Source organism: Arcicella sp. BE140 (assembly GCF_031456255.1).
Taxonomy (GTDB): domain Bacteria; phylum Bacteroidota; class Bacteroidia; order Cytophagales; family Spirosomataceae; genus Arcicella; species Arcicella aquatica.
The window spans coordinates 34,514-55,241 of record NZ_JAVDUE010000019.1 but is presented as its reverse complement, the minus strand read 5'-3'; the positions used below and the strand labels follow the sequence as shown (position 1 = coordinate 55,241).

General features: G+C 37.8%; 17 protein-coding genes and 1 other RNA gene. 8 read left to right on the top strand and 10 right to left on the bottom strand.

The features are described from left to right. Window positions 1–273: 273 nt before the first annotated feature. Window positions 274–1,938: an alpha-L-fucosidase gene (locus tag J2Y60_RS21095; protein ID WP_309923421.1), complete on the top strand. Its 1,665-nt coding sequence runs from the start codon at window positions 274–276 to the stop codon at window positions 1,936–1,938. Window positions 1,939–2,411: 473 nt separating this feature from the next. On the opposite strand, the gene J2Y60_RS21090 is transcribed toward J2Y60_RS21095, so the two are convergent. Then, on the bottom strand, window positions 2,412–3,158 hold the full coding sequence (locus tag J2Y60_RS21090; RefSeq protein ID WP_309923419.1) for an MBL fold metallo-hydrolase: 747 nt from the start codon (window positions 3,156–3,158) through the stop codon (window positions 2,412–2,414). 248 nt (window positions 3,159–3,406) lie between these two features. On the opposite strand from J2Y60_RS21090, the gene J2Y60_RS21085 reads away from it, so the two are divergent. Together J2Y60_RS21085 and ssrA are read left to right on the top strand one after the other, a co-directional pair. Then, window positions 3,407–5,437 (top strand): TonB-dependent receptor, encoded by a 2,031-nt coding sequence (locus tag J2Y60_RS21085; protein ID WP_309923417.1) that lies wholly within the window; start codon window positions 3,407–3,409, stop codon window positions 5,435–5,437. A 219-nt stretch (window positions 5,438–5,656) separates the two neighbouring features. Next, window positions 5,657–6,054: a transfer-messenger RNA gene (gene ssrA / locus J2Y60_RS21080) on the top strand. A 147-nt stretch (window positions 6,055–6,201) separates the two neighbouring features. On the opposite strand, the gene J2Y60_RS21075 is transcribed toward ssrA, so the two are convergent. From J2Y60_RS21075 to J2Y60_RS21065, 3 genes are all read right to left on the bottom strand, one after another. Continuing rightward, window positions 6,202–7,161 (bottom strand): alpha/beta hydrolase, encoded by a 960-nt coding sequence (locus tag J2Y60_RS21075; protein ID WP_309923415.1) that lies wholly within the window; start codon window positions 7,159–7,161, stop codon window positions 6,202–6,204. 102 nt (window positions 7,162–7,263) lie between these two features. Then, window positions 7,264–7,863 (bottom strand): sugar O-acetyltransferase, encoded by a 600-nt coding sequence (locus tag J2Y60_RS21070; protein ID WP_309923413.1) that lies wholly within the window; start codon window positions 7,861–7,863, stop codon window positions 7,264–7,266. 85 nt (window positions 7,864–7,948) lie between these two features. Then, complete coding sequence (locus J2Y60_RS21065) at window positions 7,949–8,827, bottom strand: helix-turn-helix domain-containing protein (RefSeq protein ID WP_309923411.1); 879 nt, start codon at window positions 8,825–8,827, stop codon at window positions 7,949–7,951. Between the two features lie 265 nt (window positions 8,828–9,092). Between J2Y60_RS21065 and J2Y60_RS21060 the strand changes: the two genes are divergently transcribed. The 5 genes from J2Y60_RS21060 to J2Y60_RS21040 all read left to right on the top strand — a co-directional run bounded on the left by J2Y60_RS21060 (window position 9,093) and on the right by J2Y60_RS21040 (window position 13,092). Continuing rightward, the gene (locus J2Y60_RS21060) at window positions 9,093–9,350 is read left to right on the top strand and encodes a helix-turn-helix transcriptional regulator (RefSeq protein ID WP_309923409.1); all 258 of its coding nucleotides are present in this window, start codon (window positions 9,093–9,095) and stop codon (window positions 9,348–9,350) included. A 5-nt stretch (window positions 9,351–9,355) separates the two neighbouring features. Next, on the top strand, window positions 9,356–10,624 hold the full coding sequence (locus J2Y60_RS21055) for a type II toxin-antitoxin system HipA family toxin (protein WP_309923407.1): 1,269 nt from the start codon (window positions 9,356–9,358) through the stop codon (window positions 10,622–10,624). Window positions 10,625–10,974: 350 nt separating this feature from the next. Further along, window positions 10,975–11,541 (top strand): dihydrofolate reductase family protein, encoded by a 567-nt coding sequence (locus tag J2Y60_RS21050; protein ID WP_309923403.1) that lies wholly within the window; start codon window positions 10,975–10,977, stop codon window positions 11,539–11,541. Between the two features lie 185 nt (window positions 11,542–11,726). Then, the gene (locus J2Y60_RS21045) at window positions 11,727–12,566 is read left to right on the top strand and encodes a maleylpyruvate isomerase N-terminal domain-containing protein (RefSeq protein WP_309923402.1); all 840 of its coding nucleotides are present in this window, start codon (window positions 11,727–11,729) and stop codon (window positions 12,564–12,566) included. A 1-nt stretch (window position 12,567) separates the two neighbouring features. Then, window positions 12,568–13,092: a DUF4269 domain-containing protein gene (locus J2Y60_RS21040; protein WP_309923401.1), complete on the top strand. Its 525-nt coding sequence runs from the start codon at window positions 12,568–12,570 to the stop codon at window positions 13,090–13,092. Window positions 13,093–13,153: 61 nt separating this feature from the next. Here the strand turns inward: J2Y60_RS21040 and J2Y60_RS21035 are convergent, their stop codons facing one another. The 6 genes from J2Y60_RS21035 to J2Y60_RS21010 form a co-directional block, all read right to left on the bottom strand. Continuing rightward, the gene (locus J2Y60_RS21035) at window positions 13,154–14,560 is read right to left on the bottom strand and encodes a S8 family serine peptidase (RefSeq protein WP_309923399.1); all 1,407 of its coding nucleotides are present in this window, start codon (window positions 14,558–14,560) and stop codon (window positions 13,154–13,156) included. 34 nt (window positions 14,561–14,594) lie between these two features. Next, the gene (locus J2Y60_RS21030) at window positions 14,595–15,308 is read right to left on the bottom strand and encodes a hypothetical protein (RefSeq protein WP_309923397.1); all 714 of its coding nucleotides are present in this window, start codon (window positions 15,306–15,308) and stop codon (window positions 14,595–14,597) included. A gap of 78 nt (window positions 15,309–15,386) precedes the next feature. Then, a complete protein-coding gene (locus J2Y60_RS21025) occupies window positions 15,387–15,971 on the bottom strand; it encodes a sigma-70 family RNA polymerase sigma factor (protein WP_309923395.1) in 585 nt (194 codons plus the stop codon). Between the two features lie 219 nt (window positions 15,972–16,190). Then, a complete protein-coding gene (locus J2Y60_RS21020) occupies window positions 16,191–17,246 on the bottom strand; it encodes a saccharopine dehydrogenase C-terminal domain-containing protein (RefSeq protein ID WP_309923393.1) in 1,056 nt (351 codons plus the stop codon). 381 nt (window positions 17,247–17,627) lie between these two features. Continuing rightward, window positions 17,628–18,545 (bottom strand): DUF1338 domain-containing protein, encoded by a 918-nt coding sequence (locus J2Y60_RS21015; RefSeq protein WP_309923391.1) that lies wholly within the window; start codon window positions 18,543–18,545, stop codon window positions 17,628–17,630. A 320-nt stretch (window positions 18,546–18,865) separates the two neighbouring features. Next, window positions 18,866–20,395: an aldehyde dehydrogenase family protein gene (locus J2Y60_RS21010; protein ID WP_309923389.1), complete on the bottom strand. Its 1,530-nt coding sequence runs from the start codon at window positions 20,393–20,395 to the stop codon at window positions 18,866–18,868. Window positions 20,396–20,728 lie beyond the last annotated feature (333 nt).

Here is a 20,728-nt window from a genome sequence, read left to right as displayed (position 1 = left end):
AATACAATACTTTAACCTCAGAAACGGAAAGCTTAAACAGCTTCTTAATGATGAATCGGCTACCCGATATGTTTATATGCTTATCTTGCCTTCAAGAATGTGAATAATTGGATGGCTTTACACACAAAGGTATGTCATACCCTATAAGGTTTTGAAAAACAATAGTCGGAATTGTGCAAAAATCTGTCAAATTTATGCAAAAAAATAACAATTCGTAGCTGATAAATTTGTAGGTGTCAAGTAAAACAAGATTAAACCGAAAAAACGTTTAACATGAATCGAAGAAAACTTCTCCAAGGTTTTGCCTTAGGGATACCTAGTCTTTTGGCATCCAAAAGCTTTGCTAACAATATCTTGCCTTTCGCTGAAAACCACAAAGGGTTAGAACCTATCATTTCTGGTCCATTTAAACCTACGTGGGAATCTCTTCAAAGTTACCAAACACCCGATTGGTTCCGTGATGCAAAATTTGGAATGTGGGCACACTGGGGGCCGCAATGTCAGCCAGAAGCAGGCGATTGGTATGCTAGAGAAATGTACATGGAAGGTAACCGAAAATATAAGTACCATCTTGAAAAATATGGTCACCCTTCGGTTTTCGGATTCAAAGACGTTATCAATGTTTGGAAAGCCGAGCAGTGGAATCCTGAAGAATTGGTGTCGCTTTATAAAAACTGTGGTGCGCAGTATTTTATGGCTTTGGCGAATCACCACGATAACCTTGACCTATATAATAGCAAATATCAGAAAAACTGGAATTCTACTAAGGTAGGTCCCAAGAAAGATATCATTGGTGGCTGGGCAAAAGCAGCCAAGAAAAATGGTTTGCCCTTCGGAGTAAGCGTACACGCCGCCCATGCTTGGAGTTGGTTTGAAACTGCCCAAAGGGCTGATAAAAACGGGCCTTATGCTGGTGTACCTTACGACGGTAAACTTACTAAGCAGGATGGCAAGGGAAAATGGTGGGAAGGGTTAGACCCACAGGAACTCTATGCACAAAACCATCCATTGAGCGAAAATAGTCTGGACAATGGCATGATACACAGACAATGGAATTGGGGTAATGGTGTCGCTGTTCCTACCCAAGCTTATATCGAGAAGTTTTATAACAGAACGATAGATTTAATCAATAAATACAGTCCAGACCTTGTCTATTTTGATGATTCACAATTGCCAATGTGGCCTATTAGTGATGTTGGCTTACGAATTACTGCTCACTTATATAATAAAAGTATTAAAGATAAGGGTAAACTGACAGGAGTAATTAATGGTAAAATCTTGGATGAAAATCAGCGTAAGGCCATCATCTGGGACATAGAAAGAGGGCAAAGCAACAATATCGAACCATTTACGTGGCAAACCGATACTTGTATTGGCGACTGGCACTATAATCGTGAACTTTACGACCGCAAGGGCTATAAAACTGCCAAAACGGTTATCCATACATTGATTGATGTAGTCAGTAAAAATGGTAACCTTATGCTTAATATTCCTTTGCGTGGAGATGGTTCTATTGATGAGTTAGAACGTAAAGTAGTGGAGGACGTAGGCATATGGATGAGAGCGAACGGAGAAAGTATCTATGGTACACGCCCTTGGAAAATCTTTGGCGAAGGCCCTGCACAAGAAGGAGCGGCGGCATTAAGTGCTCAGGGTTTTAATGAAGGCAAAGGCAAGCCGTTTACTGATAAGGATATTCGCTTTGTAGTGAAGGGTGAAAACCTATTTGCTACGGTAATGGGATGGCCAACGACAGGAGAAGTGCTTATTAAAAGTCTTGGAGCAAATAGCCCGTATCGTTCCTCAAAAATTAATCAGGTAGTATTATTATCGACCAAGCAAGCATTAAAGTTTGAACAAACTAACGAGGGACTTAAAGTATTTTTCCCAACATCAATGCCTGAGGAATCGTATGCTAATGCTTTAAAGATTAGTTGATTTCTAAAATTATTCATGGCATGACTTTATAAGTTTTATCCTTAGTCTTTGTTAGTGTTTTTTGTCAACAACTTAAGCATCAGTAGCTTATCAACTTCATAGTTTGATTTTATTGTTTCTTTGAAGTATTGCTGACGCTTGAATTTGTTGGTCTAGGCGACCCCGTAAAAACACCAACAAAGGCGAAAATTCCTTTCTATTAGCAGGTGACTTAAGTCCTATCGATTACCCACAAGTATATAAATAACTGATAATCAAGGCATTTATTCCTAGCGAGGGACTTAAGTCCCTCGCTAGGAATAAGAGTTTCAGGTAGTCAGACTGTGACATTAGGCGACCAAAGCTCGGTTTGAAAGGCGATTTAAGCACATTTTAACCAATTTTTCAATAATTATATCCTCATTTTAAATTTTTAAAAGATGTGGGTAATCAGTAGGACTTAAGTCACCTGCTAATAGAAAAGGAAATACACTTTAAAACTTCAAAATATTATTTTCAATATCATGATAAAGCAATACTGACCAATGCTTTTCTTTGGCTTGCTCTTCCCAATGTTGCCTTAATTCTTTCGCTTTTTTACCGTCAAAGTCACTTTTATATGCGAGGTGAAATTTGAGATAATTCTCCTGTGGTAGGTCGTCTGAACCATAAAAAACAATGTCCGAGGCTTCGTCTGATGCTTCCTGAATCCAAAATACTTGATGATAGGGCGAATGCCCACCCGTTACTTCATACAAAATATAGTTATCTATAAGCCCCTTGTGGCTGTCTAAAAAATGTAAATTAGGGAGTAACGCTAATTGCGCTAAAATAGCTTGATTAAAAGAAGGGTTATCAGGTTGGGTTAAAGCATATTCCAATTCTTCTTTCTGAAGATAAATGGTAGCATCTGGAAAGTTTTGTATAAAAACATCGCCTTCAAAATATCCAATGCCTTCAAGATGGTCTTTGTGCAAATGCGAAAGCAATACTTTGGTAATTTGGTGGGCATCATACCCCGCCTGCTTTATCAGATAGATAATTTGTGGCTGATTGTCCTGCCAAAACCCCAAGCCAGCATCTAGCAGAATAACATCGTTATTGGTAATCACCAAAAACGGACATACTGCCATTTTTAAACTTTTAGCATCTATCTGCCCAGCATTTTCTTGGGTAATCTTCGTAAATTGCTTTTGTTTATTAACGGCATAAATGCCTTCGTTCAATGCTATAATATCCATTTTTATACAATAATATTCAATTTACCATCCATATATACGTCCCTCGTATAATTCCTAATCAGTCAAATAGAAATTATTAGAATACTAATTAGCAAACATAACGGTGAGGTTTACAGTTACCTTTTGAGAAAACAAAGATACAATAAATGGTAACCTTAAGAACAAGCGTCTGTTTTGAGGCTATTATTTACCCTCAAATCCTACCAAAGTATTAGGCTTTTTGCGTTATCTTTCTGAAAAACTCCGTCATGAAAAGATTTTTACCGATAATCCTTTTTCTTAATACATTTACTTTACGGGCTCAGACAGACTCTAGTTTGAAAGTTACTGAACTCCAGCCCGTAATTATCAGTTCGTCACGCTTTGTAGGAAAAGATATTCAAACCCCGCTGGCCGTTACCGTTATTGACCAAGCACGTTTACAAACAGGGCAATCCAAGCTTTCAATGTTTGATGCCCTCGGGGCTGTGCCTGGGGTTTTTGCGATGAACTCCGAAAACTTTGCTCAGGATTTACGCATTTCTATTCGTGGTTTTGGCGCTAGGGCTTCCTTTGGTATTCGTGGATTGAAGGTCGTGATGGACGGTATTCCAGAATCTATTCCCGACGGCACTGCCAAAGTCGGTAATTTAGATATGGGCTTGATGGAACGTGTAGAGGTAATTAAAGGTCCCACAGCAGGATTGTATGGTAATGCTTCGGGGGGCGTTATCAGTTTGTTTTCTGAAACCCCTAAACAGTTTTTTGCGGAGGCTCAAAGCACTTTTGGCTCTTTTGGTTTTCAGCGGCTACAATTCAAAACGGGGCAAGAAATTGGAAAGGTAACCTATTTTGTAAATGCCTCTAGGCTAACGAGTACGGGTTACCGTGACCATAGTTCCTTAGAACGTAATTTCTTGAATGGGAAATTGATTTATAAATTTTCAGACAATATAAACCTGACTGTTTTAATGAGCTATGTAGATAGCCCCAAAGCAGAAGACCCAGGAGGATTGACGCTAGCAGAGATTGATAAAAACAGACAGCAAGCTCGCCAGACCAATTTGGATTACAACGCTTATGAGACTTTTAAACAAGCGAAATTTGCCTTGATTTATGACCAAAAAATTGGCGAGAAACATCAAATTAGTGCTCGAGGATTTTACTTGAATAGAGATTTTAGTAATCAACAGGCCTTTGAAGCGAGTGGACAAATCGTCTTTAAAAGAGATTTTTCAGGCGGAGGGTTTAACTATCAATTTACTGATAAAAAATACCGGCTAAAAGCAGGAATTGATCTTGAAAATCAGCAAGATAATCGTCAGCGATATGATAACAAAAAAGGAGAAAGAAGTACACTAAGGTTAGACCAAATTGAAGAGTTTAGAAACATCGGAGCCTTTATTTTACAGGAATATACGTTCAGCCCTAAATTCAGACTCTCATTGAACACCCGCTTTGATGATATTCAATTAAAGGTTTCGGATAAATTCCAAAGCGATGGCGACCAGTCGGCTACACAATCTTTTCAGCGATTTAGTCCTATGCTTGGGTTTTCATTTTCCCCTAGTGCCAACCAATCCATTTATACCAATATTTCCAGCAGTTTTGAAACGCCCTCTTTAAACGAACTATCCAATAATCCACAGGCTACGGGAGGTTTTAATCCTGAGTTAAGTCCGCAAAAATCAAGAAATTTCGAGGTAGGTTATAAAGGCATTTTGAACAAAAAACTAAGGGTAGATTTAGCGTTGTTTACCATTGAAGTACAAGACGAAATAGTACCTTACCAACTAGCAGGACAAGCAGGTAGAACATTTTTTAGAAATGCAGGATTATCTAATCGAAAAGGCATAGAAGCGGGTATAACCTATAAAATAGTAGCAGGCTTAACAGCCTATCTGAATTATACATATTCGGCTTTTGCCTATAAAGAATACCAGACTACCGCAGGGAAATTTGATGGAAATACCTTGCCCGGCATTCCGAAACATAATATTTATGCAGAGTTCAGGTACTTTACCAAATCAGGATTTTTCACGATAGTGCAGTTAAGAAGCATCAGTAAAATCTTTGCCGATGATGCCAATACAGTAACGAATGATGGCTATTTTACTGCCAATGTAAGGTTAGGCTATCGCAAGTCAATTGGTCATTTCGTTCTTGAACCTTTTGTGGGAGTGAATAATCTAAGCAATACCGTTTACAATGCCAATGTTCAAATTAATGCTACAGCCAATCGTTATTTTGAACCTGCTGCAGGAAGATTTTTATTTGGGGGAATTAGTGTGCGGATTTAAGATAAGCTATGGGTAATTTTTAATACCCGCAGATAAACGCTGATTTTTTTCGCTGATTTTCGCTGATTCTTTTTCCTGTATTTTTCTCCGCAAATCAGCGAATTTTATCTCCATTCATCTGCGGGTAAATATTTTTACCAAATTCTTCAAAAATTATATTAACTTCGCAGTCCCAAAGAATGAAACAATTATTTTTCATTTGATGTTTATTGAACAAATGGGGGCGACCGGTATTGACAGCTTGTGCAGGTCGGTGGTAAGCACGTCGGGAGTTGGTCTGATCTCCTGTTAAAAATTAGTCCGAAAAACAACCGGCAATACTCAGTATGCCATGGCAGCTTAATCCTTAAGGGATTTCGTTTTGGATAGTTATCAACGGAGTTGGAGCTATTCGCCACACCCCACTCGGCTAAACTCTGCCGCTGGGATACGGGGTGTCGAAACGCAGAGTCGAATGTTGTGATTTCTCTAAGCAAACATTTAGTACAGAGAGGATAAGGATAGATTAAGGTCCGGCTTGAACCCTGCCTATCTCGAAAAAATAATCAAGACTAAACGTGAAGAAAGCTATCGAGTTCCTTGTCTGGACGAGAGTTCGAATCTCTCCGTCTCCACATAAAAAACCGCTTTTGCAAATTGTATGAGCGGTTTTTTTTGCCTTTGTTGGTGTTATTCCACCAACAAACCGAGTGAAATGCGTTGCTGTCGCCAATGTTGTTGGTGAACAAACACCAACAACGGCATTAACCGCACAATGAAATAATCTACTTCAAACTACTGTTAAAAAACGTTACTAGCTTATCAAACGGAATTTTATCCATTCTATCATATAAATCAACGTGAACAGCATCAGGTATTATCATTAGCTCTTTGGGCTCGACTGCTGCTTTGTAGGCATCTTCACTAAAATACCTAGAATGTGCATTTTCTCCCGCAATCACAAGCATTGGTCTCGGTGAAATTTCTTTAATGTATGTCAGGATGGGCATATTCATAAACGACAAGGGATTAGTAGCCGTCCACGACGCATTTGAATTAATAGAACGTACATGAAACCCTCGAGGAGTTTTGTAATAATCGAAATACTCTTTTACAAACTGAGGCTCGTTACCTGTTAGTTTCTCAGGTAAATTGTTAGAAGAAGGTGCAAACGATTGGTTCTCTGCATCTTTCCATCGCTGTTGTGCTAAATGTTCCAGATTTTGGGTGCGCTGTTCTGCGGTTACTACATCATTATACCCTCTCGACATCACCCGTGTCATATCATACATACTTGTTGTAGCCACAGCTTTAATTCGCTTATCAATGGCGGTGGCATTTAAGGCAAAACCTGCAAAACCGCAGATACCAATAATACCAATCTTGTTTCTGTCTATATTTTTTTGTAAGCCTAAAAAGTCAACCGCAGCACTAAAATCCTCCGTATTTATATCAGGCGAGGCTACATTTCGAGGTTCACCACTGCTTTCGCCTGTATAAGAAGGGTCAAAAGCCAAGGTTGCGAAACCACGTTCGGCCATTGTTTGGGCATACAATCCAGAAGATTGTTCTTTTACTGCCCCAAAAGGTCCGCTAATGGCCAGTGCTGAAAGTAATAGATGCTGATTTTTGGGAAGATATAAATCCCCTACCAGCGTGATACCATAACGATTTTTAAAACGTACTTTTTGTCGGGTTACTTTATCGCTTAACTGAAAAGTATAATGATTGGGTGCTGTATTCATTTTCGTTGTATTTACGTTGTTTTGACTGAACAATTGCCCTGCTATTGTCAGGAACATCATTGTATGCGCAAGTATCTTTTCATTCTTTTAAATTACTGTAGGTTAAATGGTCTTTAGTATTTTAGCAGGAATCCCCCCCACAATTACATTATCGGGAACATCTTTAGAAACCACTGCTCCAGCAGCAACTATAGAATTTTCGCCAATGGTTACTCCTGGTAAAATAGTTGCTCCTACACCAATCCAAGCCCCTTTCTTAATCAATATGGGCTTTGAAATTGTTGCTCTTCTTTCAGCAGGATTTATGGGATGATTGGTCGTGATGAGGTTTACCTTGGGGCCAATCAATACGTTGTCTTCAAGGGTAATGCCACCTCTATCCATAAAGGTGCAGGCATGATTGACAAATACGTTTTTGCCAATGGTAATATTCTCGCCAAAGTCGGTATAAAATGGAGGGATAATAAAAAAGGTTTCATCTACCTTTTTGCCAATCAGCTCGCTGAAGATAGCATTAATCTCTTGCAGATTATCTGTAACAACCGTATTCAGTTTGGCAGTAGTTCGAATTGCCTTTTGAATAACCTTAAAGAGTGCTAGATAGTCGGGGTCGTCTAGTGAAATTACCTCGCCTGACTTATCCCTTTCGAAGATGGATTTTTCGGGTCGATTGTCCGAAGTATTATTTGTTGTATGTAACATCTTAATTGAGTTTGATATGCTCTTGCAAAGGTATTGCCACTCATGGCGCTACCGTTAAAGGTTATCAAACCAAAAATTAAGAATTTCAAACTTCTATTTCCCTTAATGACTTTGGATTAGTGCCAGTATTTTTTTTGAAAAAGTTATTGAAGTAAGTCGGGTACTCAAATCCCAGCGCATAGGCAATTTCAGAAATGTTCCAATCAGTATGCTGCAATAGAGCTTTAGCTTCTGTTGTAATTCTTTCGGTAATATGGGTAGTCGTAGATTTTCCCGTAACCTCTTTTACAGCACGGTTCAGATAGTTTACGTGTATGTTTAAATGTTGAGCGTAATCCTGTGCTGTTTTTAATTGTAACGGGTTATCTCCAGTCTCAATTGGAAATTGTCTCTCTAGTAATTCAAGGAAAACAGATGTAACCCGTGAAGTACCGTTTTTGTGTTGATGATAATTTTCAGACGGTTGTAACTTTAGTGCTTCGTGAATGATTAGATTGACGTAGTTGCGAATAAGCTCGTCTTTATAGGCATAGTTGCTTTGCTGCTCATCAATCATTTTTTGGAAAATAGTATTTAGGAACAACCTTTGCTCCTCCGAAATTTTCAAGACGGGTGTTCCACCAATTTTAAAGAAAGGAGATTGACTCAAACTTTCTGAACGTTCAGATTGCTTTAAAAAATCTTCTGAAAACAAACAGGTATAACCAATATATTGAGTAGATATTGTTTCCCAAGAATACGGAATATGCGGATTGCCAAAAAATAAAATAGTACCTTCTTGGTCAAAGCTTTTATCGGCATAATGAATTTTGCTATGTCCTGTTGTTAGGCATATTTTAAAGAAATCCTTCCTGCTATATATGCGGGTGGCATTGCTATCGTCTTCTAACTGAAAAGCTTTAAACCCTTTCAGTTTAAGTTCAGTATTAAATTCAGATACACTACGTTCTACTTTTTTATTCATCTAGTAAAGTTAAGAAATTCAAACTTACTAAATACAAAGTGTTTGTTTTTTATAGCGGTTACCGATACATCGCCTTTTTGTCTTTGTTGGTATTATTCCACCAACAAATCGAGGAAATGCGTTGCTGTCGCCCATGTTGTTGGTGAACAAATACCAACAATGGCATAAATTGCATAAGTTATTCAATTAATTACTTTATATATAGCATACTATAATATACATTTATGCATATTTATAATATATTTGCATATTATAATATGCAAATATGATAGATATACTGACAATAAAAGACGTAAAACTTAAGATTGGCGAGTGGTGTAAACAAAAACGTCGTGAGTATGAACTAACACAAGAAGAACTTGCACGTGACCTTGATATGTCTCGGATTACTATACAGCAATTAGAATCAGGGAAAAATGTAACGCTTGATACCCTATTAAAGGTGGCCAATCATTTTAACAGCCTGCCTGTCATATACAAACTTTTTGAAGATGGTAGCGATATTCCCGATTCGTTATATTAATCATTATGGCAACAAACAGCATTATAGAAGTATGGGCTTTTGGTACAGAATTAGGCAAGCTTGGCTATAATATAGACCAGCGTAAATGCTATTTTCAGTATAGTCCACAATTCTTAGAATCATGGCCATATCCACGGATGTTTCCTTTTATTTTCAAGAAGATAAGAGCAGTTCAGGTATTTACTGAATACGAAGGGAGTACATTTAAGGGTTTGCCACCGATGATTGCCGATTCATTGCCAGATATGTTTGGCAATATCATTTTTAAAGAATGGTTTGAAGCCAATAATAAAGGTTTTGATAAAATTACGCCATTAGAACAATTGGCTTATGTCGCTAATAGGGGTATGGGAGCACTTGAATATCGCCCTATCATAGAAATTCCCACAACAGCAACCATAAACATTGACGAAGTGGTAACTGTTCTTCAAAAAGTGCTTGATGTAAAAAAAAGTACATCGGAGAAAAATCTGAGTCACCCCGCATTGCTCAATATTTTTAAGATTGGTTCGTCTGCTGGTGGTGCACGCCCCAAAATATTGATTTCAGAACATAAAGAAACTAAAAATATTATCCCTGGCGACATCGAATACTCAGACGATTATAACCACTGGTTGGTAAAACTATGCCTTGACGAAAACGATGGCTATAATAAAGAAAAAGTAGAATATGCCTATTATCAACTTACCCAAAAAGTGGGTATAGATATGATGCATTCCGAACTAATAGAAAACAGACATTTTGCCACAAGAAGATATGACAGGCAAAATGGCGTAAAACAGCACGTGCTCACAGCCTCTGGTCTTACTGGCTGGGACTTTATGAAACCCGAAAATGGCACTTATGAAAACCTCTTCAAATTAGCCCTCAATTTAAAAGTGCCACATAGGGATATACAGGAGCTTTTCAAAAGGATGGTATTCAATACGGTATTTTTAAACTATGATGACCACCTCAAAAACCACAGTTTTATCTATCATCAAAAGGAGGATTCATGGCGACTTGGTCCAGCTTACGACATTACTTATCCTTTTAATATCAGACTTAATTACCTTAAAAAATCTAGGGCATTATCAATCAATGGTAAGCGGACAGGCTTTATATTAAAGGATTTGTTGGTAGTCGCAGAGACTTTTGCTATCAAAAACCCCAAGGGCATTATCCAAGAGGTACAAAATGCTGTTCTCGAATGGAGGTCTCTGGCTCACAACTTAGAAATCCCAAATTTTGTTATTGAAGCTATCGAAAAGGAATTTCAAACGTTTGACCTTTAGTAGGTTTAGGGTTTTGCCTTTGTTGATGTTATTCCACCAACAAATCCAGAAAATGCGTGGCTGTCGCTCATGTTGTTGGTGAACAAACACCAACAATGGCATAAAAGCACAAGCCCCATACTTTTACGCAAATGATACCCTACAATGTCGTAAACGCACCCTAACTATAAAAAGGCGTCTGGCTATCTTTGTAATAAAAAGCAACACTACTATCTTTTAAGTAGTGATTAGTAAATAGTGATTGGTGAACCGTCCGCCGACGCAGTAGTATTTCAAATTCCTAGTTATTGGTTGTTTATGATAAATGAAAACGTTGCTTAAATGGTATTGATTTCTTAAAAACTATGGTTATGAGAAAATTAAAATTACAGGTACAAATGACCATCGATGGTTTCGTAGGTAGACCAGATGGTCAGCTAGACTGGATGTGGATTCCTGGCGGAAGAGATGAAGCCGTTTTTACAGACATCATTGACATAGCCGATAGTTGTGATACTATTTTGCTTGGCCGTAAAATGACGCGAGGCTTCGTTGACCATTGGGAAAATATATTCGACAATCATCCCGATAGTAATGAACACCCACTGGCGCGGCGAATGGTAAATATGCAGAAGATTGTTTTCAGTAAAACAGAGACTGTAATTACGGGCAGAAATTTAGAAGTAGAAAATGGAGACCTCGTTACGGCAGTACAAGTACTAAAAGAAGAATCAGGCAAGGATATTCTTGTTTATGGCGGAGCCAATTTTGTAAGTTCACTCATTAGCCAAAACCTTATTGATGAGTATTATATTTTCAGAAATCCCGTGGCAATCGGTACAGGACTTTCAATTTTTAACGATACAAGGTTTCTGAAATTAGAGCGTACTGTTACCTACAAAAATGGAAAAATGCTTTGTAAATATCTGCCTGTATAAAAGCGAATTTACTTAAAAAATGAAAGTTCTATTTTTTCCTTTTGTTGGTGTTATTCCACCAACAAATCGAGGAAATACGTTGCTGTTGCCAATGTTGTTGGTGAACAAAACACTAACAATGGCGTAAAAGGTTTGGGAAAGGTTAAAAAGATTTTCACTATCTTCAAACCCTAAATCTCCCTACCATGAAACAAACTAATATAATTCAAACCATTGAGCTTTTTCCGAAGATTGATGAAAAATTAATTGAAGTTTTAACATCTCTATCAACCCAAGACTGGGAAAAACAGAGTATTGCACCGCTCTGGCGAGTGAAAGATATTGCAGTACATTTACTAGACGGCAACATCCGTACCTTATCCATGCTACGTGATAAGTATTTCGGAGTAGTCCCCGAAAGCATTAACTCTTATCAAGATTTGTTAGATTACCTCAATAAGCTAAATCATGACTGGGTAACGGCGATGAAAAGAGTAAGTCCTGCTATCATCATAGAATTACTGACCTCCACAGGCAAAGAATATAACGATTATCTGGCAACATTAGACCCACTGGCACCCGCAACGTTTTCAGTAGCTTGGGCAGGCGAAGAGGAATCTTCTAACTGGTTTCATATTGCTCGGGAATACACCGAAAAGTGGCATCACCAACAACAAATTAGGTTTGCGGTTGGGCAAACGGCTGAACTTTATCGCAAGGAATTTTATTTCCCTTATTTAGATACCTCTATGCGAGCTTTGCCTCATCATTATAAAAATGTGAAAAGTCAGGAAGGTGACGTTATTCATTTTCAGATTACTGAGGAAGGCGGGGGCGACTGGTTTCTGGAGTATGATGGTAGTATGTGGGGTTTAACAGATAAAGCTAGTAAAAAGCCCGTTACCGAAGTAACGATTGAGGGAGAAATAGCATGGAGGATTTTTACGAAGGGAATCATCAAACAAAGGGCATCAAAACATATCAGTATTAAAGGTAACCAATTATTGGGCGAAAAAATCATTGATATGCTGGCAGTAATGGCTTAACATGATAAATTTTGAGACAATTTATTACCTAAAAAATGGTAATACAAAACAACAGAAGGCTTTTAGTGTCCTTACTCAAAATAAAGTAATGGAACAACTAATGCCTTTTCACCCTATTTTAGTTGGCACGATTCCCATAGAGATTGACATTGAAAGTAGCGACTTAGATATTATTTGCCAATGGGCAGATAAGCAAAGCTTTATAGATTTTTTGATAAATCATTTCGGGCATTTTGTTGATTTTAAACAATGGTCACGTGAGGTACATCAGCATGATGCTGTTATCGCTAGCTTTATGATAGAGGATTTTGAGATTGAAATCTTCGGACAAAACTTAGCAACAAAAGACCAATTCGCTTATAGACATATGATGATTGAACATCAATTACTGCTAAAATATGGCGAAGCCTTTAGGGCTGAAATCATTGCATTAAAAAAAGCAGGCTTAAAAACTGAGCCTGCTTTTGCAAAATTATTGGGTTTAGAAGGCGACCCTTACCTCGAATTGCTAAAGGTGGAGGTGTAAAAAAAATAGTCTGAAATATCTTCCTCAGAAGATAATCAGACTATTGACATCTATCTAAATCTTATGGATTTTGATAGACCGAAATTCCACTGGCGGGTGGAGTAGCAATTAGGGCATTGGTAAAAGTCTTCTTGTTAAAAACACCCGAATTAGTTAAAAAATATTTTATTACTTCCGATGTAACATACGGAGCCGCAAAAGATGACCCACTTTGCGCAGGACTATTAGGAATATCGTGCATACAATTGGCATCTGCCCTTACCGTAAAGTCGATATATTTCCCTGATTTTGATTGATTTTGACAAATAGTACCACTTTTACTGGTTACGGTAATGAGGTTTGAGCCTAATTCATTATCCTGTGTATAACAAGCTGGCCAATATTTTTCATCATCAATATCTAGGTTATCGTTTCCAGCAGAGGCTATTAAAACCATTCCTTTCTTTTTCAAATCATTCAATACTTTTGTAAAAATTCCATCTGGTTCTTTGATATAAGTACCCCAACTAGCATTCAAAACTTTGATGTTATTTTTATAAGCATATATCAAGGCACAAACATTATGGTATAAATCGCCCGCATAGTTTTCGTCAAAGGTTTTTAAACCTACCAACTGTATTTTATCATTTTTTCCTGCATTTTGGATAATGATTCTTGATATTTTAGTCCCGTGGATTTCGGGATTAGTATCTTTAATATCAGTGGTATTGTTCAAGAAATTGTAGTCTAGTCCAGTACTAAAATAGCCACTATTCAACGCCTCAGCATTGAAACCTGTATCGATGATGCCCACTAATATTTTACCATCAATACTGCTCGATGTGCCATCATTAGCACCTTTGGCTATTATTTTAGTAACATTTGTAGGGTCAAGCGGAATACTTCCTAAATCTTCAATAGGGATAATGGTATGGGGCGGACCACTGCCGATTCCTCCTCCATCTGGATTAGGGTTTGTTCTAATCAGGTGTAAATCTTTACCCGTCAGTAAAATAAAGTTGTTATCACATTTACAGTTATTAACGGTATCAATGGATACTTTAATTAAATCTGACACATCAAAAAGCTGGGTCACTCGGTCAGTTATCGCTGGAGATTCATTGTTAGCAACATCGTTTTTATTCACATTACTAGAATCTACGGCTAGACTTTTGTTTCCTAATAAAATTTCCCATTTCCAATATGCCTCCAATTCTGCTTGAAAGGCATCAATGATTTCTTGTTTTCTGGCTTCTGTAGTATCGGCTTCGCCAAAATATACAACCTGCTTGTCTTTCAATACATAACCCGCTCCATCTACATAAGAGTACGGAAAAACCTCGGGCTTTTCCTGAATAAGCGAATCTATTTTCGTTTTGATAGGCGCTACTATTTCTCTTCTGGAATTGCTAGGCTTTAGTCCCATAAAGAAAAAAAACAACCCTATTAAAAGAGCAATGGAAACTAGAAATATTAGAAGTGGTCTCATAGTAATCAGCTTTAGTTATGAATTAAGGTTTGATTTATAATTGTTTCAGTATTTCTATTGCTTTTTCTTTCCCTTCCAAATCGTTATTCACTACTTCGTTTAATAACCCTTCAACAGCTTTTTTATCAAAAGGTGCTACTTTCATCAAGGCTAAGGCTTCATAAAATTTGCCCGGATTAGCAAACAAGTTGGTCTGGGTGCCTAATTCATGAAAGTGTTCAGCGGCTTTTGCATAATGTTCTAATTTCAATTCGGTAATTCCTGCTACCCTTAGTATTTCAGGGGCATCGGGTTTGCGAACTAATAGGTCATCAAAAATCAACTTGGCATCTGAATAGTCTTTTTTATTAAAAAACCTTACTCCCATTTGCAAGCTATCGGCATTGCCATCCATTTTAACTGGCAGGCTATCGAATTGTTCTTGGATATATCCATCGGCAATTTCTGCTGGATTACCCGTATTATTTTGAATTAATACCCATGTAATCAAGGCTATAAAGATGGAGGCCGCAATGCCCATCATCCAAGGATTGAAACCTATCTTTTTAGTCGTCGATAAATTTTTCCTTAGTTCTTCAAAAGCTAGCTTGCGTTTTTCTTTAGCATTTTCGCGGGCAGCAATTTTAGTATTTAAGTAAAATGCTACTTCGTCAGCGAGTTCTTTATCGGTTGCCAGCTGTTTTTCAAACAATTGACGCTCCTCTTCGCTTAGCGTATGGTTAAAATATGATTCTATTCTTTCTAACATTTTGGTTCAATTTTTACAAATGATTAATGGCTTTTAGCTTTAGTAGCTGTCAAGGAATAAATTATATACGGTTTAACCTTATTTATACAAGGCTCTTAGTTTTTCCAGACATCTTAGTCGACTAGTTTTTACTACGCCTGCTGATTGATAACCCATTTCGACAGCTATTTTTTCATCCGACAGCCCTTCGCTCCAAGACATCATCATTTCTTGACATTTTTCACCTATTTGTTTAATCTTGGTTTTTAGAACATTTACTTCGTTTTCAGAAATCATTTCTTGTAAAATGTTGCTGGTTTCATCTGGAACTCCTATCAACAAGTCATCAATTGACTCTGTTTTATAGACGCTCATCTTGTTAGTCGAAGTTTTTCGAATAAAGTCAACACATTTGTTTGAAAAAATTTGAAAAAGATAGGTTTTTAAAGAAGATTTACCTTCGAAACGTTTTTTCTGGATATGTTCAATAATTACTAGGATAGCATCAGCGTATAAACTGGCTGCATCATCTTCCGTGAGTTGGTGCTTGAAAGTAGCATCTTTGATTAAATAAGCGAACTGCTCATACAACTTATTTTCAGTAGCTCTTTTCAGCACTGAATCACCCAAAATTCCCGATAAAATCTTATCATCAGGCACTGTACCACGAGCAAAAATGTTCATTTTAATAATGGTTTTTTAAGCAATTTTTTAATTGAGTTTGTAGGAAGAAATGTATAAATAAATGAGATTGGTGTGTTTTGAAGAAATCTTTTAGATGTGCAGAAAAACAAAGTAAAGCAATGAATAGCTGTTTAGCACACAAAAATAAAAAAAGTTTTCAATTGACTATACACACGATAGAATAGTCAACTGAAAACCAAGTATTTGAAGATAGTATATTTATAAAAAGAAACGCCCCGTAGTGGTCGCTAGGAAATCACTAAAGTTAATGTCTTCTTGTTTGATAAATCCTTGTTGGGGTAATGTTTTATCCGCTACCATTTCAATCACACTAACGATTGATGCCGCCGTAGTCCATGAAATAGCGCGCCACGGCTTGCCATCAATTAATATAGGTGAGTAGGCTTTATAAAATTCTTCCCGTTCGATGATGCCATTTTTCCAACCTTCCACTACAGCATATACGTACACTACATCTTCTTGTACAGGCGGTTTGGCTTCTGTCAGAATTTCTTCCAACAATTCTCGACGATTTTTTAGGATTAATTCATACAACAAAAACTTCATCAATTTACCATGACCGGGATAACGAATGGTTTTGTAATTGAGGGTGTCAACTTTCCCTTCAAAGGTTTCACACATCGTGCCTAGTCCTCCAGAAGTACTAAAGGCTTCAAATTCATTGCCTTCTATATTGATGGTTTCGAGGCCGTCTAGTGCAGATACTAATTTCAGTTTTCCATTATGGATTACCTCACAGTCATTGATGTATTCGTTGATTACCCCCGCAGGCGACCACGTAAAAGAGTATCCAAGCAGTCCGTTGGGGTATTTTGGCAATGCTCCTACCCTCAGTTCTATATCTCTAAGTTTGGTAAACCGCTTGGCTAAATCTGCCCCAACGATGCCTATTAGCCCCGGTGCTAGTCCACATTGAGGTGCTAAAACAGCGGAACTACCTTGTGATGCCATGATACGAATGGCACTGGTAGTAGGCACATCTTCAGTTAAGTCAAAATAATGTTTACCATTTTTATGGGCAGTTTGGGCTATCGTCAAATTCAGATTATAAGGCATACACGAGACTACTGCATCATAATAAGGGATGATATTTTCCAGAAAAGCGACGTCTGTCACATCTCCTTTTATTACTTCAAAAGGGACGTTTGCGGAGGGTTGTTGCTTATCTAAACCCTTTACTTCAAAACGTTTAGACAATAGGATTCCTACCAATGAGCCTACCTTGCCCATGCCGATTACTAAGATATTTTTCATATTTGCAAACTCAACCTTAGCCCCTTTCGCATAGAGAGGGTAGCCTTTGAAGAGCATTTAGTGTGATTGTTTGGTTGATTGATGACAACCTCACCCCCGACCCCTCTCCTTCAGAGAGGGGAGTTTTAAGTACCAAGGTCTGCTCCCTGTGCGGGTCACCCCTTCTCTGAAGGAGAAGGGGCTGGGGGATGAGGTTATTATGTGTTGATTATCAATTATTTATCAAATTATAGGTAATCATTAGGACTTAAGTCACCAACTAATAGAAAGAGTTATTACTATCTGGGAGAAGAATTTTATTATGCAACCTTCCACACATCGGCCGCCACCAATGTGGGAAGATTGCTTTTCACTAATGGCACATTCAACTATCAGCTAGTACTATCGTTTAGTAATTTCAAAAAGATTAGTAGCTTGTTCCCCTAAGAAACCGTCAAACCAAATCTTTTTACCGTCATTGTCCATATAATTTCTTTCTGCTAATTCATAGTAAGCATAAGACCAACGGAGTGTTCCGATACTTCCGTCCGCTTCTATTACTTCGCAGTCTTCATCAATGGCTTCGGTTGAGCTTTGGCGTAATTTGCTTCCTTTATCTCCCTCAATAGTCTTTTTAATAGGCACGCCAATGCCATATAAAGCAGACATCGTTGCTTCAATGCCACTCCATTCTGGTATATTTTGATGATTGATATAAGCCGTAAAATGGTTTACCGAATTGCCATGCAAGAGTGTCCAAGCGGCAAACTGAGACTCTTGGTTAACAGTTAATACCGTTTCCTTTTTCACTGGTCCCCAAGGACGAACAAAATATTTCACGAGCATCTCTACCAAACGGTCGGCTTCGGCAGTTATCAATTCTTTGTTGTGCTTCAAAGACGCTAACAATTGACGTGCTTCACCAGCCAATAAATCGGGCGTGTCTTTTACGGCTTCATTAATCAATACCTGCACTGGTTCAGAAAGTTCCGCTACTTCTAGTTGAGTTACAAAGAATTTTGGGAAATTGATGTTTGTCGGATGTTGATAATGAACAGAATTTAGATGTTTTGAAGGAAAAGAATAAGGCGATACTTTTTCATAACCCAAAGCTTCTAATATTTCTGCAATAGCCATAATACCAGCAGGCTGTTTGCCCGTAAGGGTATTAAATGTTCTAAAAGCACAGTGGTCATTTACAACATTCCCTCCTTTTGATAACACCAAATCTGCATATTGTTTTGCATAAGTTACTCTTTTGTAGTAGCCCTCCCAGAGCTTCTCCATCAAAGATTTTGTGATTGTTTCTTGCGTTTTCATATTTTTAAATGATTTTGAGCGAATTAATTGTGATTGAGTGAATTGTGAATGAGTGAGTTGTGAGTTAGTGAATTTTATAGTTGTGGGTTAGTGAATTGTGAGTTAGTGTTTGTTAATGGTCATCATGTAATAGGTCAAAATGCGAATTTGATCGACAATGTTTTGCTAATAGATTGACAAGTAGTTTAAACTCATTGGGATAAATCAACAAACTAATCCACCACTCACAATTCACTAACTCACAACTATAAAATTCACTAACTCACAATTCACAACTAAAAACAATCACTAAATCACAATTCACTAACTCACAACTAAAATCACTCTATATTAAATTTAATTCCTTGTGCCAAAGGCAACTGTTTACCATAGTTGATGGTATTGGTTTGTCGCCTCATGTAGACTTTCCACGCATCCGAACCCGACTCTCTTCCTCCACCTGTTTCTTTTTCACCACCAAAAGCGCCCCCTATTTCTGCACCTGAAGTACCAATATTGACATTGGCTATACCACAATCTGAACCATTGACAGATAAAAACAACTCTGCTTCTCGCATATCCAAGGTAAAAATTGAAGATGATAAACCCTGTGGCACATCGTTCTGTATAGCAATGGCTTCCTCTACCGTAGAATATGACATAAGGTACAAAATCGGCGCGAAAGTTTCATGCTTTACAATCCTGAAATCAGGTTTCACTTCTGCAATGCATGGCTTTACATAACAGCCAGACTCATATCCTTCACCATATAAAACCTCTGAAGGTACTAACATAGTTCCCCCTTCCTGCTTTACGGCTTCAATAGCCGACTGATAGGCTTCTACTGCCTTAGTATCTATTAACGGACCAACATGGTTGTTTTCATCTAAAGGATTTCCAATCCTTAACTGTTTGTATGCTTTTACTAAACGTTCTTTAACGGTTTCATAAATAGACTCATGAATGATTAACCTTCTGGTAGAAGTACAACGTTGCCCAGCCGTGCCAACCGCCCCAAAAACTACTGCGGGAATGGCAATCGATAAATCAGCATTTGGGGTAATGATGATGGCATTGTTGCCCCCTAATTCTAACAAGCTTTTTCCCATTCTAGTAGCAACGGTAGCCCCTACTATTTTCCCCATTCTGGTAGAGCCTGTGGCTGAAATCAAAGGAATACGCGTATCGGCAGTCAGCCATTCGCCTACTTGATAGTTGCCTGTAATAATGCTCGATACACCTTCGGGTATTTCATTATCCCTTAATACATCAGTAATGATATTTTGGCAAGCAATGGCAGTTAAAGGCGTTCTCTCAGAAGGCTTCCACACACAAACATCTCCACAAACCCATGCCAGCATCGCATTCCACGACCAAACAGCTACTGGAAAATTAAAGGCTGAAATAATGCCAACGATACCCAAAGGATGATATTGTTCATACATTCTATGTTCGGGGCGTTCAGAGTGCATCGTAAGTCCGTATAGTTGTCTGGAAAGTCCCACCGCAAAATCGCAGATGTCTATAATTTCCTGTACTTCCCCTAAGCCTTCTTGAAGACTTTTGCCCATTTCATAAGAAACTAATTTTCCAAGCTCATCTTTGTTGACTCTAAAAGCATCTCCCATTTGTCTAACAATCTCGCCCCGTCGGGGTGCAGGAATATTCCGCCATGTTTTGAAAGCAGACTTGGCAGTTATAATCACTTGTTGATAATCTTCAAAGGTAGTTTGTGTAACCTTGGCGATTAATTGATTATCCACAGGCGAAAAAGAACTAAGCAACTCTCCTTCCGACGCCCAAGCGTTTAAGCCCGTGCTCGTTCCAAAATTGATTGGCTTAATCGCTAATTTTTCTAAAATAGTTTGCATGATGAAAACCCCAACCTTTCTCAGGCTGATTTATTTAATTTTTCTAAGAATGATATAACCTAGATATAATCTTAACAAATAGTGATTTTTCCGAAATCTATGCCCAATTATTCTAATTTGCAAGCAAAATAACCCTTAACAATATACGTATATCATCGATAAAAATATTACTATTCCAAGTCTAAAAAATTTTAGGCCATGCTAAAATTAGCAAGCATGGTATTTTTATGAGAAAAAAAAATATTAAAAATTTCAAAAAAAATATTTTAGCTGCAACGTTTTATACTTTTTCTTCATCTTATAGACAAACCTAACTCCATTCATCCGTTTTCT

Bases quoted from the DNA above. Each gene is read 5' to 3' on its own strand.
- J2Y60_RS21095 (WP_309923421.1), top strand. From the start codon at position 274: ATGAATCGAAGAAAACTTCTCCAAGGTTTTGCCTTAGGGATACCTAGT.
- J2Y60_RS21090 (WP_309923419.1), bottom strand. From the start codon at position 3,158: ATGGATATTATAGCATTGAACGAAGGCATTTATGCCGTTAATAAACAA.
- J2Y60_RS21085 (WP_309923417.1), top strand. From the start codon at position 3,407: ATGAAAAGATTTTTACCGATAATCCTTTTTCTTAATACATTTACTTTA.
- J2Y60_RS21075 (WP_309923415.1), bottom strand. From the start codon at position 7,161: ATGAATACAGCACCCAATCATTATACTTTTCAGTTAAGCGATAAAGTA.
- J2Y60_RS21070 (WP_309923413.1), bottom strand. From the start codon at position 7,863: ATGTTACATACAACAAATAATACTTCGGACAATCGACCCGAAAAATCC.
- J2Y60_RS21065 (WP_309923411.1), bottom strand. From the start codon at position 8,827: ATGAATAAAAAAGTAGAACGTAGTGTATCTGAATTTAATACTGAACTT.
- J2Y60_RS21060 (WP_309923409.1), top strand. From the start codon at position 9,093: ATGATAGATATACTGACAATAAAAGACGTAAAACTTAAGATTGGCGAG.
- J2Y60_RS21055 (WP_309923407.1), top strand. From the start codon at position 9,356: ATGGCAACAAACAGCATTATAGAAGTATGGGCTTTTGGTACAGAATTA.
- J2Y60_RS21050 (WP_309923403.1), top strand. From the start codon at position 10,975: ATGAGAAAATTAAAATTACAGGTACAAATGACCATCGATGGTTTCGTA.
- J2Y60_RS21045 (WP_309923402.1), top strand. From the start codon at position 11,727: ATGAAACAAACTAATATAATTCAAACCATTGAGCTTTTTCCGAAGATT.
- J2Y60_RS21040 (WP_309923401.1), top strand. From the start codon at position 12,568: ATGATAAATTTTGAGACAATTTATTACCTAAAAAATGGTAATACAAAA.
- J2Y60_RS21035 (WP_309923399.1), bottom strand. From the start codon at position 14,560: ATGAGACCACTTCTAATATTTCTAGTTTCCATTGCTCTTTTAATAGGG.
- J2Y60_RS21030 (WP_309923397.1), bottom strand. From the start codon at position 15,308: ATGTTAGAAAGAATAGAATCATATTTTAACCATACGCTAAGCGAAGAG.
- J2Y60_RS21025 (WP_309923395.1), bottom strand. From the start codon at position 15,971: ATGAACATTTTTGCTCGTGGTACAGTGCCTGATGATAAGATTTTATCG.
- J2Y60_RS21020 (WP_309923393.1), bottom strand. From the start codon at position 17,246: ATGAAAAATATCTTAGTAATCGGCATGGGCAAGGTAGGCTCATTGGTA.
- J2Y60_RS21015 (WP_309923391.1), bottom strand. From the start codon at position 18,545: ATGAAAACGCAAGAAACAATCACAAAATCTTTGATGGAGAAGCTCTGG.
- J2Y60_RS21010 (WP_309923389.1), bottom strand. From the start codon at position 20,395: ATGCAAACTATTTTAGAAAAATTAGCGATTAAGCCAATCAATTTTGGA.